We start from the raw sequence: 17,936 nt of genomic DNA, 5'->3' as shown, positions 1-17,936 counted from the left end.
GCGGGTGACGATTCAGAACAGGAAGTAACGCTGTGCCATCGGCAGCACGTCCGCCGGTTCGCACCACAGCAGCACACCATCGGCCTTGACCTGATAGGTCTGCGGATCCACTTCGATTTCCGGTAGGTAATCGTTGTGGATCAGGTCGGTTTTTTGCACGTCGCGACAGCCCTTAACCACCGCGATCTGCTTCTTCAACCCCAGGGCGTCGGGCAATCCGGCGTCCAGCGCGGCCTGGCTGATAAAGGTCAGGCTGGTGGCGTGCAACGAGCTGCCAAAGCTGGCGAACATCGGGCGGTAGTGCACGGGTTGCGGGGTGGGGATTGACGCGTTGGCGTCGCCCATCAGGCTGGAGGCAATTGCGCCGCCCTTGAGAATCAGGGTCGGCTTGATGCCAAAGAACGCCGGCCGCCACAGCACCAGGTCAGCCCATTTCCCCACCTCGATGGAACCGACGATATGGCTGATGCCATGGGTGATCGCCGGGTTGATGGTGTACTTGGCGATGTACCGTTTGGCGCGGAAATTGTCGTTGCCGGCGCCATCGCCCGACAGCGGGCCGCGCTGTTTTTTCATCTTGTCGGCGGTTTGCCAGGTGCGCGTGATCACTTCGCCCACGCGGCCCATGGCCTGGCTGTCGGAGCTGATCATCGAGAACGCGCCGAGGTCGTGCAGGATGTCTTCGGCGGCGATGGTCTCGCGGCGGATGCGGCTTTCAGCGAAGGCCACGTCTTCGGCAATGCTCGGGTCCAGGTGATGGCAGACCATCAACATGTCCAAGTGCTCATCGATGGTATTGCGCGTGAACGGCCGCGTCGGGTTGGTCGAACTTGGCAGTACGTTGGGGAAGCCGCAGGCCTTGATGATGTCCGGCGCATGGCCGCCACCGGCACCTTCGGTGTGGTAGGTGTGGATGGTGCGGCCCTTGAGCGCGGCGAGGGTGGTTTCGACGAAGCCGGACTCGTTGAGGGTGTCGCTGTGGATCGCCACCTGCACGTCGTACTGGTCGGCGACGCTCAGGCAGTTGTCGATGCTGGCGGGCGTGGTGCCCCAGTCTTCGTGCAGCTTCAAACCGATGGCGCCGGCCTTGACCTGTTCGATCAACGGCTCCGGCAGGCTGGCGTTGCCCTTGCCGGTAAAACCGATGTTCATCGGGAATGAATCACTGGCCTGAAGCATGCGTGCCAGGTGCCACGGGCCCGACGTGCAGGTGGTGGCGTTGGTGCCGGTGGCCGGGCCGGTACCGCCGCCGATCATGGTGGTGACGCCGCTGGTCAGTGCTTCCTCGATCTGCTGCGGGCAGATGAAGTGCACATGGGAATCGATGCCGCCGGCGGTGAGGATCATGCCTTCACCGGCGATCACTTCGGTGCTGGCGCCGATGGCCATGGTCACGCCGGGCTGGATGTCCGGGTTGCCGGCCTTGCCGATGGCGTGGATACGACCGTTCTTCAGGCCGACATCGGCTTTGACGATGCCCCAGTGATCGATGATCAGCGCGTTGGTGATCAGGGTGTCCACCACTTCATGGGCGAGCAACTGACTCTGGCCCTGGCCGTCGCGGATCACTTTGCCGCCGCCGAATTTGACTTCTTCGCCGTAGACGGTGAAGTCCTGTTCGACTTCGACGAACAGCTCGGTGTCGGCCAGGCGGACCTTGTCACCGACGGTGGGGCCGTACATGTCGGCGTAGGCTTGGCGGCTGATTTTCATGTGTGTGCCCTGAAATATTTGTGTTGAATGTGAAATCGCTATCGGGGGCAAGCCCCCTCCCACCTTTGATGTGTGAACACATTCAAATGTGGGAGGGGGCTTGCCCCCGATGAGGCCCTAAAGATCGCCCATGATCCGCCCGGCAAACCCGAATACCCGCCGTCCGCCGCTCAAATCGACCAACTCGACCTCACGGCTCTGCCCCGGCTCAAACCGTACCGCCGTGCCCGCCGGAATATTCAGGCGCATGCCGCGGCTTGCCGCACGGTCAAACGTCAGCGCGTCATTGGTTTCGAAAAAGTGATAGTGCGAGCCCACCTGGATCGGCCGGTCGCCGCTGTTGGCCACGCTGAGCGTGATGGTACGACGGCCGACGTTGAGTTCGATCTCGCCGGGCTGGATCTGATATTCGCCAGGAATCATGCAGGTTGCCCCAGGGTCTTGAAGTAGATGGCGGTCGGACTGTAGCGCCCGTCCGGGCTTTGGCAGTAATCGGGCAGTTCGCCGATCTTGGTGTAGCGCAGCGCCTGGTAGAACGCTTCGGCCCCGGAGCCGGCTTCGGTGTCCAGGTACAGCAGGCCGCGCTTGTGCTGGCGCGCGGCAAGTTCCAGGGTGTGCATCAGTTGTTGGCCGAGGCCGTGGCGGCGCGCACTGCTGTGCACCAGCAGCTTTTGCACCTCGGCGCGGTTCAGGCCATTGGCTTTCTGGCACAGCGCCAATTGCACGCTGGCCTGCACCTGTTCGTCGCGCACCACCACCCACAGCAACAGGCTGGCGTCTTCGATGCTCGACTGAACGCCGCGCAGATACTCGCGGGCCTGGGCTTCATCGAAGTCGGCCATAAAACCCACCGATGCGCCGTGCTTGACCGCGTCCAGCAACAGCTCAATCAGGCCCTCGCGGTAATGGGCAAAACTCTCTGCATTGACTCGACGCAGTTGCGCAGCGCTCATCGATCACTCCTTGGGCGGTTCGGCGCCCGGGTTCAAGGCCAGTTGCATAAAGGTCAGGTCGAGCCAGCGACCAAATTTGATACCCACCTGCGGCATTTGCCCGGTGGTGATAAACCCCAGGCGCTCATGCAGGCGGATCGAAGCCTGGTTGCCGCTTTCGATGGCGGCGACCATCACGTACTTGCCGCCTATGCGCGCGCGTTCGATCAAGGCCGCCATCAACTGCGGGCCAAGGCCTTTGCCACGCTGGTCGTTACGCACATACACCGAGTGCTCGACGCTGTAGCGAAAGCCTTCGAAAGGGCGCCAGTCGCCAAACGAGGCGTAGCCGGTGACTTCATCGTGCTCGACCGATACCAGGATCGGATACGCCTGGGCCTGACGCGCGTTAAACCATGCCAAGCGGTTGGCCAGGTCTACCGGTTGTTCGTTCCAGATCGCCGTGGTGTTGCGTACCGCATCGTTGTAGATGTCGCGGATGGCTGGCAGGTCGCTTTCACTTGCATCACGAATCATGACCGGGCCTCAGGCGATGGGTTGGTGGACGGTGACCAGTTTGGTGCCGTCCGGGAAGGTCGCTTCCACCTGGATATCCGGGATCATTTCCGGGATGCCTTCCATCACCTGTTCACGGCTGAGCAGGGTGGTGCCGTAGTGCATCAAGTCGGCAACGGTGCGGCCATCGCGGGCGCCTTCCATCAAGGCGGCGGAGATATAGGCGATGGTTTCCGGGTAGTTGAGCTTCACCCCGCGCGCCAGGCGGCGCTCGGCCACTAAGCCTGCGGTGAAGATCAGCAGTTTGTCTTTTTCCCGTGGGGTCAGGTCCATGGTTCAAGGTCCTTCAAACATCATTCATAAAAACACCGTAGATCCCCTGTGGGAGGGGGCTTGCCCCCGATGGGGAATGTCAGGCAATACATCTGTCACTGACCCACCGCTATCGGGAGCAAGCCCCCTCCCACATGCTGATCTTCATGTGCTCCAGATTCGTGGTGCGACCGCCTCTCGCCCAAACAGAGCGGGACGTAACAGTTTCCATAAATCAATCAACCATCCCCGCGCCAGCAGCGCTTCACTGGCCAGGCAGCGGGCGACCAGCAAGCCGGGTAATTGGGTCAGGTCGCCGCGTACTGCATTCGGCAGAGCGCGACATTGCTCAAGCAATTCAGGGGTGATTTCGCCAGTCACCAACAGGGTGGCAAATACCGGCTGCCCGTCCAGGCCGATGGGCGAGTCGAGCAACCCATCGGCGCCGACAATGCGCTGGCGTTCATGCCAGAGCAACTGGCCGTCGCGGCGGATATCCAGGTGCGATTGAAAGTGCCCCAAGTCGAAGCGCTCGCCACTGGCCGGACGGCCCAGGGCGATCACGTCCCAGTAGAACAATCGGGCATCGCCTTGTAGGTCGATGCGCGTGGTGAGTTCGGCCTGGGCGGCGCTGAATACGATGGTTTCCTGGGGCAGCCATTCCAGGGTGGCGCCGGCTTCGACAGTCAGTTCGAGTTGCTGGAAGGCCGGGCCGCTGGCGCGGTACCACTTGGCCGCGCCGGGGCTGGTCAATTGGGCCCAGGCGCCCTCGGCGACGTGGGCGCTGATGTCCAGGCGATCCCCACCGGCAATCCCGCCGGGCGGGTGCACGATGATGTGCTGGCACACCTCGGGGCCTTCGGCATACAGGTGCTTTTGCACCCGCAGCGGGCCGAGGTGGCGGCGCATCACCGGGCGCGTGGTGTCGCCGAAACGCGCATAGCCGAGTTCCAGCTCGGCGTGCCAGCTGGGGGTGAACAGGGCAGGGGTAACGGGCAGGTTCATGTCTTTATGCTTATCGTTAGGACGCTACAGATTAGATGGTTACGAGACCGCGTACACCCTCGCTTTCCATATTTTCTCCACGGCCCTGCTGCACGATTTCGCCCCGTGACATCACCAGGTACTGGTCGGCCAGTTCAGCGGCGAAGTCGTAGAACTGTTCCACCAACAGAATCGCCATATCGCCCTGCGCTGCGAGCTTTTTGATCACGGCGCCGATCTCCTTGATCACCGACGGTTGGATGCCTTCGGTGGGCTCATCGAGAATCAACAGGCGCGGGCGGCTGGCGAGGGCTCTCCCGATAGCAAGCTGTTGCTGCTGGCCGCCAGATAAGTCACCGCCGCGCCGATGCTTCATTTGCAGCAATACCGGGAACAGTTCGTAGATAAACGCCGGCACTTCCTTGGCCTCGGAACCCGGGAAGCGCGACAGGCCCATCAACAAGTTTTCTTCCACTGTCAGCCGCCCGAAAATCTCCCGGCCTTGAGGCACGTAGGCGATACCGGCGTGCACGCGCTGGTGCGGTTTGAAACCGGTGATGGCCTTGCCTTCCCAGTTCACCGCACCCTCTTTGGCGGGCAGCAGTCCCATCAAACACTTGAGCAGGGTGGTCTTGCCCACGCCATTACGGCCGAGCAGGCAGGTGACTTCGCCGATCTTCACGTCAAACGAGAGCCCGCGCAGGATGTGGCTACCGCCGTAATACTGGTGCAGCTTGTCGACTTGCAGCATGTTCAACCCCTCCTCAAATCGTGCCGGTGGCTGGCTTTTATGGTGAATCGACTTTTGTGGTGAGCCGACTTTTATGGTGAGCTGGCTTTTATGGTGAACCGACTTTTGTGGTGAGCGGGCTTTTTGTGGTGAGCGGGCTTGCCCCGCGCTGGGCCGCGAAGCGGCCCCTTTCCCATTCACCGCGTTCTATCAGGTAAAACTCATTGCCTGGTTTTGGGGCCGCTTCGCGACCCAGCGCGGGGCAAGCCCGCTCACCACATAGTCCTGCTCAGCAAATAGTCCTGCTCACCACAAAGTCCTACTCAGCACATAGTCAGTCCTGCTCACCACAAAGTCCTGCGCAACACACATTTTCGCATCCGCCTGAAGCTGTTCAGCGACCGAGATAAACCTCGATCACCCGCTCATTTTCCTGCACCTGTTCCAGCGACCCTTCGGCCAGCACGCTGCCTTGGTGCAACACCGTCACATGGTCGGCAATCGAACCGACAAAGCCCATGTCGTGCTCCACCACCATCAACGAATGCTTGCCCGCCAGGCGCTTGAACAGTTCGGCAGTAAATTCGGTTTCGGCGTCGGTCATGCCCGCCACCGGTTCGTCCAGCAGCAACAGTTGCGGGTCTTGCATCAGCAGCATGCCGATTTCCAGGAACTGCTTCTGGCCGTGGGACAGCAACCCGGCGGGGCGATGCACCGAGGCAGTGAGGCGGATGGTATCGAGCACTTCATCAATCCGGTCTTTCTGCTCGCCACTCAAACGTGCACGCAAGCTGGCCCACACCGACTTGTCGGTCTTCTGCGCCAGCTCCAGGTTTTCGAACACGCTCAAGGCTTCGAACACCGTTGGCTTCTGGAACTTGCGGCCGATACCAGCCTGGGCGATTTGCACTTCGCTCATGCTGGTCAGGTCCAGGGTTTCGCCGAACCAGGCATTGCCGTGGCTGGGCCGGGTCTTGCCGGTGATCACGTCCATCATCGTGGTCTTGCCCGCGCCGTTGGGGCCGATGATGCAGCGCAGTTCACCGACGCCGATGTAGAGATTCAAGTCGTTGAGTGCCTTGAAACCGTCGAAGCTGACGCTGATGTCTTCCAGGGTCAGGATGGTGCCATGGCGGGTGTTGAGGCCCTTGCCCGCGGCCTGGCCGATGCCGATGGCATCGCGGCCGCTGCCCGCGTCAAAAATAGGTTCGAGCATGACGTTCCTCATTTCTTCAGCAAGCCGATAACGCCCTTGGGCAGGTACAGGGTGACGATGATGAACAGCGCCCCGAGGAAGAACAGCCAGTATTCCGGAAAGGCCACGGTGAACCAGCTCTTCATGCCATTGACCACACCGGCGCCGAGCAGCGGGCCGATCAAGGTGCCGCGCCCGCCCAAGGCCACCCACACGGCGGCTTCGATGGAGTTGGTCGGCGACATTTCACTCGGGTTGATGATGCCCACTTGTGGCACGTACAAGGCGCCGGCCAAACCGCACAGCACCGCACTCAACACCCACACAAACAGCTTGAAACCACGCGGGTCGTAGCCACAGAACATCAGGCGGTTCTCCGCGTCGCGCAGGGCGGTCAGCACCCGGCCGAACTTGCTCTGGGCCAGGCGCCAGCCGATGTACAGGCTGGCGACCAACAGCAGCACCGTGGCCAGGAACAACGCTGCCCGTGTGCCAGGCTCGGTAATGCCAAAACCCAAGATGCTGCGAAAGTTGGTAAAGCCGTTATTGCCGCCGAACCCGGTTTCGTTGCGAAAGAACAACAGCATCCCGGCGAAGGTCAGGGCCTGGGTCATGATCGAGAAATACACGCCCTTGATCCGCGAACGGAAGGCGAAGAAACCGAACACCAAAGCGAGCAAACCCGGGGCCAATACCACCAGGCACAGCGCCCAGAGGAAGTGATCGGTGCCGGCCCAATACCAGGGCAATTCGGTCCACGACAGGAAGGTCATGAACGCCGGCAGCTCATCGCCGGACGCCTGGCGCATCAGGTACATGCCCATTGCATAACCGCCGAGGGCGAAGAACAAACCGTGACCGAGGGACAGCATCCCGGCGTAACCCCACACCAGATCCAGGGCCAGGGCGACGATGGCGTAGCAGAGGATCTTGCCCACCAGCGTCAGGGTGTAGGCCGAGACATGCAGCGGGTTTTCCGGCGAGAGCAGCGAGCACAGCGGCAAGGCCAGCAGCAGGATCAGGATGATCACACCGGTGGCAATCGTCGCCTTGGGGCCGGCCTTTTGCGCGGCCGTAAGCATCAATGGCTGGTTCATCAGTCGATCACCCGTCCTTTCAGTGCGAAGAGTCCTTGCGGGCGTTTCTGGATAAACAGAATGATCAGCGCGAGGATCAGGATCTTGCCGAGCACGGCGCCGATCTGCGGTTCCAGAATCTTGTTGGCGATACCCAGGCCGAAGGCCGCCGTGACGCTACCGGCCAACTGGCCGACACCGCCCAATACCACCACCAGGAACGAGTCGATGATGTAGCTCTGGCCCAAGTCCGGGCCAACGTTGCCGATCTGGCTCAGCGCGACGCCGCCTAACCCGGCGATGCCCGAGCCCAGGCCAAAGGCGAGCATGTCCACGCGCCCGGTGGGCACGCCGCAGCAGGCGGCCATGTTGCGGTTCTGGGTGACGGCGCGCACGTTGAGGCCTAGGCGCGTCTTGTTCAGCAGCAGCCAAGTGAGCACAACGACAAACAGTGCGAAGGCGATGATCACGATGCGGTTGTAAGGCAGCACCAGGTTGGGCAGCACTTGGATACCGCCGGACAACCATTCAGGGTTGGCCACTTCGACGTTCTGCGCGCCGAACACCAGGCGCACGGCCTGGATCAGCATCAGGCTGATGCCCCAGGTGGCGAGCAGGGTTTCCAATGGCCGGCCGTACAGGTGACGAATCACCGTGCGCTCGAGGGCCATGCCGATCGCGGCGGTGACGAAAAACGCCACCGGCAGCGCGATCAGCGGGTAGAACTCGATGGCCGCAGGCACGTAGCGCTGCATCAGCAGTTGCACCACGTAGGTGGAATAGGCGCCGAGCATCAGCATCTCGCCGTGGGCCATGTTGATCACGCCGAGCAGGCCGAAGGTGATCGCCAGCCCCAGGGCCGCGAGCAGCAGGATCGAGCCCAGGGACATGCCGCTGAAGGCCTGGCCGAGGATTTCGCCAAACATCAATTTGCGTTTGACCTGGGCCAGGCTGGTTTCGGCGGCGGTGTGCACGGCGGCATCGGTTTCGACGCCAGGTGCGAGCAAGGCTTCAAGGCGCGTGCGGGCCAGCGGGTCGCCGGTGCTGCCGAGCAAGCGCACGGCAGCCAGGCGCACGGCCGGGTCGGTGTCGACCAGTTGCAGGTTGGCCAGGGCCAGGCTCAGGGCGGTGTGCACGCCTTCGTCGGTTTCGGCGGCAACTTGCTGGTCGAGGAATTTGAGCTGCGCAGGTTGCGCGGTTTTTTGCAGCGTTTGCGCAGCCGCCAAGCGCACCTTGGGGTCGGCGGCGAGCAGTTGCTGGCTGGCTTGCACGTTATCGATCAAGCCGCGCAGGCGGTTGTTCAGGCGCACGGTTTTGGTTTCGCCATTGACCGTAATCTGACCTTGTTGCAGGGCGTCCACCAACTCGATGCGCGCCGGGTCAGGCTTTGCAGCCCAGTCCTGGAGGAGCTTGGCTTGTTGCGTCGGGTTGGCGGCCTGGAAGTCTTCGGCGTCGCTGGCGTGTGCGGCCAGGGGCAGCAACAGCAGCAGCATCAGGAAGTAGCGTGTGAGGGCAGTGGGCATAAACAAATGTCCTGATCATGCGTGGACAGTGTGGGAGGGGGCTTGCCCCCGATAGCAGAGTGTCAGGTGATACTTCTGTCACTGACTCACCGCCGTCGGGGGCAAGCCCCCTCCCACATTTGACTTGTGGTGGGGCTTTAGTTGCTCTTCACAGCGTGATCCGGTTTTTTGTCATTGCCAGGAATGTACGGGCTCCACGGCTGGGCGCGGATCGGCTCCTGGGTCTGCCACACCACCGAGAACTGCCCGTCCGCCTGGATCTCACCGATCATCACCGGCTTGTGCAGGTGGTGGTTGGTCTTGTCCATGGTCAGGGTGAAGCCGGACGGCGCGGCGAAGGTCTGGCCGGCCAGGGCTTCACGTACTTTGTCGACGTCGGTGGACTTGGCTTTCTCTGCTGCCTGGGCCCACATGTGGATGCCCACATAAGTGGCTTCCATCGGGTCGTTGGTCACGGCTTTGTCCGCGCCCGGCAGGTTGTGTTTCTTGGCGTAGGCTTTCCAGTCTGCGACGAATTTCTGGTTGACCGGGTTCTCCACCGACTGGAAGTAGTTCCACGCGGCGAGGTTGCCCACCAACGGCTTGGTGTCGATGCCGCGCAGTTCTTCTTCGCCCACGGAGAACGCCACGACCGGTACGTCGGTGGCTTTCAGGCCCTGGTTGGCCAGCTCCTTGTAGAACGGCACGTTGGAGTCGCCATTCACGGTGGAGATCACAGCGGTCTTGCCGCCGGCGGAGAATTTTTTGATGTTGGCAACGATGGTCTGGTAGTCGGCGTGGCCGAACGGGGTGTAGACCTCTTCGATGTCTTTATCCGCTACGCCTTTGGAATGCAGGAACGAGCGCAGGATCTTGTTGGTGGTGCGCGGGTACACGTAGTCGGTGCCCAGCAGGAAGAAGCGCTTGGCGCTGCCGCCTTCTTCGCTCATCAGGTATTCCACCGCCGGGATCGCTTGCTGGTTCGGCGCCGCACCGGTGTAGAACACGTTGGGCGACATCTCTTCACCTTCGTATTGCACCGGGTAGAACAGCAGGCCATTGAGTTCTTCGAACACTGGCAACACCGATTTACGCGACACCGACGTCCAGCAACCGAACACCACCGCGACCTTGTCCTGGGTCAGCAACTGGCGGCCTTTTTCGGCGAACAGCGGCCAGTTCGAGGCTGGGTCCACGACCACCGGTTCAAGCATCTTGCCGTTCACCCCACCCTTTGCGTTGATCTCGTCGATGGTCATCAGCGCCATGTCCTTGAGGGACGTTTCCGAGATGGCCATGGTCCCGGACAGCGAATGCAGGATGCCGACCTTAATGGTCTCGGCGGCCTGGATAGTCCAGGTCATGCCCATGGCGGCAATGGATGCCGACAGGGTGAAAGCCTTGATCAAGCTGCGACGCTTCATGGTGCGGTCTCCATAGGTCAATGTTGTTATGTGGGAGCAATTGCAAGGGCTGTGCCTATCAGTGCCGTCGCGATGCATTCACGCGTGCTTGACGTTTTGCCCAGGATTTCGCGCACCAGATCGGGGCTTTGAACCGGATGATGTGCGCGCTGGCGCACGCTAACGGTGCGGGCTAACTACTTACCGCTCGACGCCTTCCCAGAGGTACAAGAATGGCCGCCAACACTCAGTCAAAAGGAATGTGTATGGCTATTCGATTATCACGCCAGGAACGCGCTGCCGGTGCCGGGAGGGGAGCGTCGCGCTTGCCGCCGTTAAGCCCGGCGTTTGTGCATGAGGCCGACGCCGCCTACTGGGCCCATCGGAAAATCGGCGACCGCCGTGATCGCGAGTACGGCGGCGTCATCCTGAAAAACCCCGCCGGTAAATACTTCGCCACCGATCCGGTGCCAGGGGATGGCATGCAGTTCGATCTGCTCAACGTTCTGGGCATCAGCGCCGAAGGTTATTACCAGCAACCCAGGGGCTACACCTGCGTCGCCAGTTACCATTCGCACCCGGCCCAGCACGCGTTGATCCGCGAGCGCAATCCGTCGTTCGACGAGCGAATGGCCAAGGCGTTTCTCGGTTTTTTTTCAGGTTCGGACTTCAGCCACGATGTGGATGATCGCGAATTCTTTCCGGCGGCGTATCTATCGGGGCCGGACGGCTCACTGATTCGCTACGCGCCCAGCGGTTCGTCCCCGGAGCGCAGCTTCGCACTGTGGCTGCGGGCGGGAAAACCGGCCGGCAGTCGGGTGGGGGTGTATGGGCCCTTCAATGAGTTTGTGAAAAAGGTCTCCACGCTGGGCGAGCTGAGCCTGATTGTGCCTACTGCACTGTGGGGCGGTTCTTTCGGTAAGGTGCCGGCGAACTGGGTGGTGTTCGAACCCTTCAGTTCCTCCACGTTGACCGAGTTGCCCTTGTTTACCGCCGTCTTCGATCAAGCTACCAAGGCCATTCGCTCGGCCCTGGCCGGCGGTGGTGCTGGCGGCGTGTTGCTCAAGGCTCGCGACAAGGAGGCCTATATCGCCACTGTCGGTAGGACCCTCGACCCTCACCAGCCTTTCTTGCGGCAACTGTTCCCCAGTCGCGAGGGCAAGTTCGCATTGCCCGCAGATTATGGGGTAGCGGGTTTCTACCTGGGGCCAACGCCACCGGCGACCGTGCTCCCCGTCCAGGAGCCAGAGCTCTACCAGGCATTCTTCGCGCCACGGGCGCTGGCGCTCGGCATCTACCAGGCGCACACGCTGGAGACGGTGGATCAGGCCTTGGGCGTGTCGATTTATTACCGTACCCAGGGGCGAGCGTTGCTCAAATACCGCTGCTCCCTGACCAGTGCCGAAGCGGCACTGTTCAAGGTTGAGGCGGATGGCTCTGTCGTGGATGACGGTTTGGACGCCGCGCTGTTGAGCGGCCAGATGAGCCCGCGCGACTTTGTACGGCGGGTGGCGAGCACCGGGCAACTGAGCGTGGAGCAGACCAGCGCATTGTGGAGTGTGGCCGGTGTCGTCGATGAGAACTGGGTGCCGGACAAGACCGTTACACAGCCCACATCTACCACCACGCCGGGCTCCGGCGGCACATCGGTGACGCTGCCCGCGTTGAGCCCGGCCTTTATTCATGCCGATGACGCAGCGTTGTGGGCGCACCGGCGTATTGGTGCACGGCGTGATCGTGAGTACGGCGGTGTGATTCTGCGCAACCTGCAAGGGTATTTTTTTGCCACAGAGCCGGTCAGTGGTCAGGGGCTTGAGTTTGACATCCGCGACGTCCTCGGCACCCGCGAGGATGGCAGTTTCTTGCCGATTGCCGGTTACCGCCGCGCCGGGCTTTATCATTCCCATCCGGCGGATTACGAACAGGTTGCCAGTGCCAACCCGAAGATGTCCGAGCATCAGGTGAAGGCCTATCTGAATTTCTTTTCTCCATGGGATGCCGCTGGGGATATCACCTATCAGCACAACTTTGCATTGTCTTACTTGTCGGGTCCCGATGATTCCCTGGTGCGCTATCGCCCCAGTGGGTCGTTCGCCGAGGCGCAATACGCCAAGTGGATTTTGGGCAAGGTCAGTGAGGCAGCGTGGGGCACGGATGGCTCGATAGAAGGTCACTTTAAAAAAATGCTCGCGGTGGGTGAGTTGAGCTTTGTCACCAGCAACCCGTTGTGGGGCGGCTCTCGGGGGGTGGTTCCGCAGAGCTGGCAGCCCTATCAGGCGTTCGCTGCGCCAGCGCCGGGGTTGTTGCCGCTGTTGTCCCACGTCTGCGCCACGGTCAGCGATGCCATTCAAGCGGGCGTGGCGCTCGGCACCGGCTCCAGGACGTCCTGGCGCCTTGGGCTGGTCCTCAAGCGCGATGGCAAGGATGAATTCGTCGCGACCCAGGCCCACCTCCTCGACGAGCCACGCTTTTATGTGAGCCACCTGTTATCGACGGATGCGGACGGCAATTACCTGTTGCCGGACGAGCATCACATTGTTGGTTTTTACTGCGACCCTCCTGCCGAACACGGCCGCGTGGCGGTGAACCAACCCTGGTTGTACCGCAGCTTTTTTCCGCCGTTGGGTTTGGGGAGCGCGGCTCAGCAGGCTGGTCTTATCGCTAACCTGCAGGTGCCGGATCAGCCGCTTGGGCTCTATCAGCAAACCGCAGATGGTGCGCTGTTGCGCTACCGATTTAACTTCTCGCCTGCAGAAGTCGAACGCTTCGGCAGCAGCCCTGAGGCCGATAACGCGCTGCTCACAGGCAGCCTCACACCCCAGGACTATGTTCGGCAGGTCGCGGCTGTCGGTGAGCTGACCGTGCTCGCCACCAACCGCATGTGGGACCGCGCGGGTGTGGTTACCGCAGCGTGGCGACCGTTTACCGATGTCCCGGAGGTAACAGTGGGGCCGGCCTTCATTCAGCCCGATGACGCTGCGCGCTGGGCACACAACCAGATCGGCACACGGCGTGACAAAGAGTATGGCGGGCTCATTCTCAAACGCGGCAACCGCTACTTCGCCACGCATCCGGCCAGCGGTGAGCAGGTGCTGTTCGATTTCAGCACGATCCTGGCAGTGGACGATGAGGGCAACTTTATCGCGCCCCATCCTTACGAGTGCCATGCGCTCTACCATTCCCACCCCGCCGACGAAGGCTCGATAAGACAATTCAACCCCGGTTTCACCGCGGATCAGGTTGAGCTGTTCAACAGTTTTTATTCCAACGCCGACCAGGTGTTTGTCATCACCCATCGTAACTTTGCGCGCGTGCATTACCTGTCTGGGACGGTCAACTCGCTGCTCAAATATGTGAGCAGCGGCTCGGCCGAGGAGACAAGCCTCAAGGCTCAACTGACAGGCACCGAGCCGGTCGTGCCATTCTCCGCGTTCGAAGGCGCTGTCTGGCGGTTGGCGAAAGCCGGTGAGTTACACGTACTGGTACCCTCGCCCGTGTGGGGCGGTGTACGCGGCAAGGTGCCTCAGGACTGGACCTTGCGCAGTCCAGTGAGCAGCGACGGGGTTGCGCAGGCACAACCGTTCTTCACCCCGATCGTCAGTACCGCGCAAGCGGCGGTGTTGGTGGCCTTGAGCTTTTCGGCGGGTTTGCCCCGGACCGGCTATCAGGGGGTTGTCCTCAAGCACCTGACGGCTTCGACCTATGTCGCCACCGAACCCACGGCCCTGGGCGCTGCGTTGACCGGGCTGTTCCCGGTACGCAACAACGGCCAGCCCCGGCTGCCCTCCAATCATCGCGTGGTGGGCTTCTATTATTCCCAGGCGCCTTTGGCCGACACGCCGTTACCCGCCACGGAACCCTGGCTGTACAAGCGTTTCGTCAGCCCTCAACTGCTGGTCACGGCGATGAATCAGGCGGCCGCCACGAAGAGCCTGCAGATTGCCGAGATGGGCTTGAAGCTGTTTTTGCACACTGACGACGGGGCGCTTTTGCAATGGCAAGCGCCCGAAGCCAAGGCGGCCACTGAACTGTTCAATGTGGCCATTGACGGCACGGTGACGGATAACGGCAATCAGGCAGCGTTGATGGACGGTTCGTTGTCTCCCCGGGCGTTTGTGCGTCGTGTTATTCGTGCGGGCGAGCTGACGGTACGCCAGACAGGCCAGCTTTGGACCGAGCGAGGGGTGGTGTATGACAGTGAAGTCCTGCCATTGGGTACGGCCAAGCGTGATAGCGTCGATGCAACCTTCCTGAGTGCCGACGATGCCGCGCGGCACGCCCACGAGCGCATCGGCATACGGCGTGATGCGGGGTATGGCGGCTACATCCTGCGGCGTCCCGACCAGCGCTTCACGTTCACCGAACCGGTACGTTTCCAGGGCAATGGCTTTGCCGCAGACTTGCTGCTGTCATCGTCCGACAATGGGTTAGTCGTACCGCCCGCCGAGCATGTCATTTGTGGGCGCTACAGTTCCCATCCACCGCTGTCCCAAGCTGACCTGGAACGTTGGCGCCGTCTGGGTTGGACACTGACCGATCTTGAGATCACCGTCACGATGTTCGCCGATCAGGAAATCCGTTCGGTGATCCAGTCCGGGCTTCCGGCGTACTTGAGCGGAACGCCCAACAACCTGATCTGTTACATCCCCAGCGGCTCACAAAAGGAAGCGTTGGTACTGGCCAATACCCGTCAAACGCCGGGGGTTGATAGCTACCGTCTTCGCCTGGAGCGAGGTGCGCTCAAGCCGCAAGATATCGTGATCCGCCTGGCGGACGCAGGCGAACTGCGGGTGCTCAGCCATACACGGTTGTGGGGGCCGCGCCTGCGAGTCTATGACGACTGGACGCCAAATTTCGAATACGCCCAGGTAGCCCCGCAAACGCCGTCGTTGAGCGCCATTTTCACCACCCTGGACGCTGCGGCGATCAATGCCCATAAGCGTGGCCATGGGCGCAGCCTGGAGGCTCAGGGGTATACGGCTTACTTGCTCAAGCACCCGCAAAAAAATGAATACGTGGTCAGCGAGCTGGCGCCGCAGGCGTCTGAGGGGCGGTTAAGTAACGCATCGCTTGGCGCGCCTTATCTTGAAGGAGGGGATTTCGCTCATGGTTTCGTGGTGGCCGGGATGCTCTATTCCCAGCAATGGTTGCCCAGCGGCGTGAGTTCTTCTGAAGCCTGGCTGACCCGCTTTTTCGCGACTCCGCAATTGCTGCAACGGGCCGAGAAAGATGCCCGTCATTTGCCGGGCGCGGATACCGGCGACGTGTTACCGGTTTATCTGTCGACGCTTGAAGGCGCGCTATTGCGCTATCAGCCGGCCAAGACCTCGCTGTTCAGTGGCGGCGAGAATGGCGGCGAAGTCAGCGTGCAGGGGATGAGCCTGCGCAGCGGCACTCTGGATATTCGCCGCTATGTGACGTTGATGGCGCAAACCGGTGATTTGACGGTGCTGTACTCCAGTCAATGCTGGGACCGCCGGGGCGCGGTGAGCAAGGAATCTTCGCGCTGGCGACCCTACGCCCACTTTATTCGCCGCCGTCTGGGGCCAGTGTTCAACGAGCAGGATGACGCGGCGCGGTATGCCCATTCTCGCCTTCAGGCTGTCAATGGACGGCGGCTGTTCGGCGGCCTGATTCTCCAGCGTCCTGACGGCCTGTTCGTTGCCACTGAACCGGTCAGCGTGCCGCGCGAAGACTTCGAGCACACCTGGATTTTTCCTGATGAGATGGTAGCGGTTGGCGGCTTTCCCGCGGCCCATACCCTGGTGGCGCGCTACCGCTCAAGCCCTGGGCGCGAACTGCCGTTTACCCTGGATGCCACGCAACGCGACATCTACCGCACTATGCTCTCGACCCGGGTGATCAGTGCTGTGCTGACCACTGCCCATGCCAGCTTGAGCCGTGAGTACCTGTTCGGCGCCGACGGCAGCATCATCAGTTACAGCCGCAGCAACTCGTTGCTGGAAGCGACGTTGAAAGACGATTTGGCGCCCCTGAATCTGGTGCGGGAGGACCGCCTGGAGAACACGCTTGAGCAACAGATCCGCGCAGGAGAGGTCACGCCAGAAGCGTTTGTCCAGCGCTTGAGCAAGGCGGGGCGCTTGCGCGTTGTGGAAGGCAGCGAGGTCTGGGGGCCGCCGCGTTTACTTCAGGGGTTTGTTCCCAAAGCGTTTCGCTTGCCTGGGGCTCAGATCGAAAACGCCCTGGCGGATCCTGCCTTCAGTCCGGTATTTGCCCAGGAGCGGGCGGCTGTGCGTTATGCCCATGAACGCTGTCAGTACGGGTCGGCGTTGCAGTTCGGCTACGTGTTCAAGGACGCGCGCAAAGAGCAGTACATGGTGACGATGCCGCTGGTGCGTAGCAGTTATTGGAAGTTCGAGCAGGTGTTTCCAAGCGGCCTGCTGCCCCAGGGTTATGTCCTGGAAGGTATCTATCTATGTGCGGCCCTTGAAACACTGACACCGGGGCACGACCCCCATGGGCAAATGATTCATTCGCCCATGGTCATCGACAATGGCATTCGCTTCGCCCGCCATGGTGTGAAGGGCAAGCAGCTATCGCTGTACCTGTCCTGCCCGGAGGGGGCGTTGCTCAGGTATCAATACCTGCAAACGGACGAGGCGCTGGACGATCGCAGCCATTTCCCGACGCTTCGCCAGCAACTGCACGAGGGCAAGATCACGCTGCTTGACTATGTGCATGAGCTGGCTGGACTCGGCAACCTTGATGTCCTGGTCGAGGGATCGGTCTGGGCGGGTACGCGACGAATCACGCCCGGCTGGCAGCCGGGAACGGGAGAAGGATTCTTCGATTACCCGATGGGTTGCGGTCCGTTGTTTTCCCACCCAGACGATGCCGCCCGCTACGTTCAACGTCGGCTGTCGGCAATCCAGGGCCATAACTATGTCGCCGCGGTCCTGGCCAACCCGAACGACTCATCGTTCATCACCACCTTGCCGCTGTGGCCGGGGCTGGATGCGACGCGCCTGTTCCGCCTGTTTTACACCGGGCCTTCGGGGCCTGTGCAGCCGATGTCGCCGCCAGCGAGCGGGCCGGTACCTTACCCGGACTTTCCGGACCTTTACCGGGTGGTGGGTGCGCAGTTGGCCTACCGGGACACGGCGCCCGTCGAGAGTGCGGCGTCCGAGGATGATTCGCTGAACAGCAACTTTATCGAACCGACATTCCTGGCTTATTGCATCCGCATTCTCAAGGCTCAGTCACGCTCTACGACGAATTTTTACCTGATGACTCGGGGGGGCGCGCTGTTGAAATACGTGTTGGGGCTTTCATCCCCGGAAAATGAGCTGATGACGTCTGCGGCCAGTCTCACGCCTGTTGAGTTTTTCAGGCGATTGGCTGGAGTCGGTCAACTGTCGGTACTCGATCGGGATGGCTACTGGCATAACGAGGGGCTGATTTCCGAGGTGCTAAAGGACCGTCGCAAAGAGGTGGGAACCGACGAACCCTTGGTCGACGAACCGCTTCAACTGCGTGACCGTGATGAGCTGTAATCCCGTGCTCAGCGCGTGTGCATCAGGCCGCTGGCAAGGTACTGGGTGATCGGTCGTTT

At 61.5% G+C, this 17,936-nt stretch carries 12 protein-coding genes; 1 reads left to right on the top strand and 11 read right to left on the bottom strand.

Translation table 11 applies throughout. The annotated features are described in order from the left end of the window. Positions 1-12: 12 nt before the first annotated feature. The 11 genes from ureC to urtA all read right to left on the bottom strand — a co-directional run bounded on the left by ureC (position 13) and on the right by urtA (position 10,384). Positions 13-1,713 carry an urease subunit alpha gene (ureC, locus tag ACVWXD_RS21740; RefSeq protein ID WP_401382082.1) on the bottom strand — a complete coding sequence of 567 codons (1,701 nt, stop codon included), beginning with the start codon at positions 1,711-1,713 and terminating at the stop codon, positions 13-15. 117 nt (positions 1,714-1,830) lie between these two features. Then, positions 1,831-2,136, bottom strand: a complete 306-nt coding sequence (locus ACVWXD_RS21735) for an urease subunit beta (protein ID WP_457371313.1) — start codon at positions 2,134-2,136, stop codon at positions 1,831-1,833. Then, on the bottom strand, positions 2,133-2,666 hold the full coding sequence (locus ACVWXD_RS21730; protein ID WP_032890574.1) for a GNAT family N-acetyltransferase: 534 nt from the start codon (positions 2,664-2,666) through the stop codon (positions 2,133-2,135). The genes ACVWXD_RS21735 and ACVWXD_RS21730 overlap by 4 nt, the downstream gene beginning before the upstream one ends. 3 nt (positions 2,667-2,669) lie before the next feature. Continuing rightward, positions 2,670-3,182 (bottom strand): GNAT family N-acetyltransferase, encoded by a 513-nt coding sequence (locus tag ACVWXD_RS21725; RefSeq protein ID WP_032890576.1) that lies wholly within the window; start codon positions 3,180-3,182, stop codon positions 2,670-2,672. Between the two features lie 9 nt (positions 3,183-3,191). After that, positions 3,192-3,494, bottom strand: a complete 303-nt coding sequence (gene ureA / locus ACVWXD_RS21720) for an urease subunit gamma (protein ID WP_003171437.1) — start codon at positions 3,492-3,494, stop codon at positions 3,192-3,194. A 144-nt stretch (positions 3,495-3,638) separates the two neighbouring features. After that, complete coding sequence (locus tag ACVWXD_RS21715) at positions 3,639-4,478, bottom strand: urease accessory protein UreD (protein ID WP_032890578.1); 840 nt, start codon at positions 4,476-4,478, stop codon at positions 3,639-3,641. Between the two features lie 31 nt (positions 4,479-4,509). After that, complete coding sequence (gene urtE / locus ACVWXD_RS21710; protein WP_032890580.1) at positions 4,510-5,208, bottom strand: urea ABC transporter ATP-binding subunit UrtE; 699 nt, start codon at positions 5,206-5,208, stop codon at positions 4,510-4,512. A gap of 373 nt (positions 5,209-5,581) precedes the next feature. Beyond that, on the bottom strand, positions 5,582-6,415 hold the full coding sequence (gene urtD, locus ACVWXD_RS21705) for an urea ABC transporter ATP-binding protein UrtD (protein ID WP_095186045.1): 834 nt from the start codon (positions 6,413-6,415) through the stop codon (positions 5,582-5,584). Beyond that, positions 6,412-7,479 carry an urea ABC transporter permease subunit UrtC gene (gene urtC / locus ACVWXD_RS21700; RefSeq protein ID WP_095186044.1) on the bottom strand — a complete coding sequence of 356 codons (1,068 nt, stop codon included), beginning with the start codon at positions 7,477-7,479 and terminating at the stop codon, positions 6,412-6,414. Before urtC ends, urtD begins: the two co-directional genes overlap by 4 nt. Then, positions 7,479-8,981, bottom strand: coding sequence for an urea ABC transporter permease subunit UrtB (urtB, locus tag ACVWXD_RS21695; RefSeq protein WP_122753884.1), 1,503 nt, complete (start codon positions 8,979-8,981; stop codon positions 7,479-7,481). Before urtB ends, urtC begins: the two co-directional genes overlap by 1 nt. Positions 8,982-9,118: 137 nt before the next feature. Next, positions 9,119-10,384 (bottom strand): urea ABC transporter substrate-binding protein, encoded by a 1,266-nt coding sequence (gene urtA / locus ACVWXD_RS21690; RefSeq protein WP_032890589.1) that lies wholly within the window; start codon positions 10,382-10,384, stop codon positions 9,119-9,121. Between the two features lie 245 nt (positions 10,385-10,629). Between urtA and ACVWXD_RS21685 the strand changes: the two genes are divergently transcribed. Next, on the top strand, positions 10,630-17,877 hold the full coding sequence (locus tag ACVWXD_RS21685) for a DUF4329 domain-containing protein (protein WP_457371312.1): 7,248 nt from the start codon (positions 10,630-10,632) through the stop codon (positions 17,875-17,877). Positions 17,878-17,936 lie beyond the last annotated feature (59 nt).

The organism is Pseudomonas sp. TE3911 (assembly GCF_054062775.1).
This window is presented reverse-complemented; position numbering and strand designations above follow the sequence as displayed.

What these genes read in the sequence shown, in the direction of transcription:
- ureC (WP_401382082.1), bottom strand. Translation starts at nt 1,713, where the DNA reads ATGAAAATCAGCCGCCAAGCCTACGCCGACATGTACGGCCCCACCGTC.
- ACVWXD_RS21735 (WP_457371313.1), bottom strand. Translation starts at nt 2,136, where the DNA reads ATGATTCCTGGCGAATATCAGATCCAGCCCGGCGAGATCGAACTCAAC.
- ACVWXD_RS21730 (WP_032890574.1), bottom strand. Translation starts at nt 2,666, where the DNA reads ATGAGCGCTGCGCAACTGCGTCGAGTCAATGCAGAGAGTTTTGCCCAT.
- ACVWXD_RS21725 (WP_032890576.1), bottom strand. Translation starts at nt 3,182, where the DNA reads ATGATTCGTGATGCAAGTGAAAGCGACCTGCCAGCCATCCGCGACATC.
- ureA (WP_003171437.1), bottom strand. Translation starts at nt 3,494, where the DNA reads ATGGACCTGACCCCACGGGAAAAAGACAAACTGCTGATCTTCACCGCA.
- ACVWXD_RS21715 (WP_032890578.1), bottom strand. Translation starts at nt 4,478, where the DNA reads ATGAACCTGCCCGTTACCCCTGCCCTGTTCACCCCCAGCTGGCACGCC.
- urtE (WP_032890580.1), bottom strand. Translation starts at nt 5,208, where the DNA reads ATGCTGCAAGTCGACAAGCTGCACCAGTATTACGGCGGTAGCCACATC.
- urtD (WP_095186045.1), bottom strand. Translation starts at nt 6,415, where the DNA reads ATGAGGAACGTCATGCTCGAACCTATTTTTGACGCGGGCAGCGGCCGC.
- urtC (WP_095186044.1), bottom strand. Translation starts at nt 7,479, where the DNA reads ATGAACCAGCCATTGATGCTTACGGCCGCGCAAAAGGCCGGCCCCAAG.
- urtB (WP_122753884.1), bottom strand. Translation starts at nt 8,981, where the DNA reads ATGCCCACTGCCCTCACACGCTACTTCCTGATGCTGCTGCTGTTGCTG.
- urtA (WP_032890589.1), bottom strand. Translation starts at nt 10,384, where the DNA reads ATGAAGCGTCGCAGCTTGATCAAGGCTTTCACCCTGTCGGCATCCATT.
- ACVWXD_RS21685 (WP_457371312.1), top strand. Translation starts at nt 10,630, where the DNA reads ATGGCTATTCGATTATCACGCCAGGAACGCGCTGCCGGTGCCGGGAGG.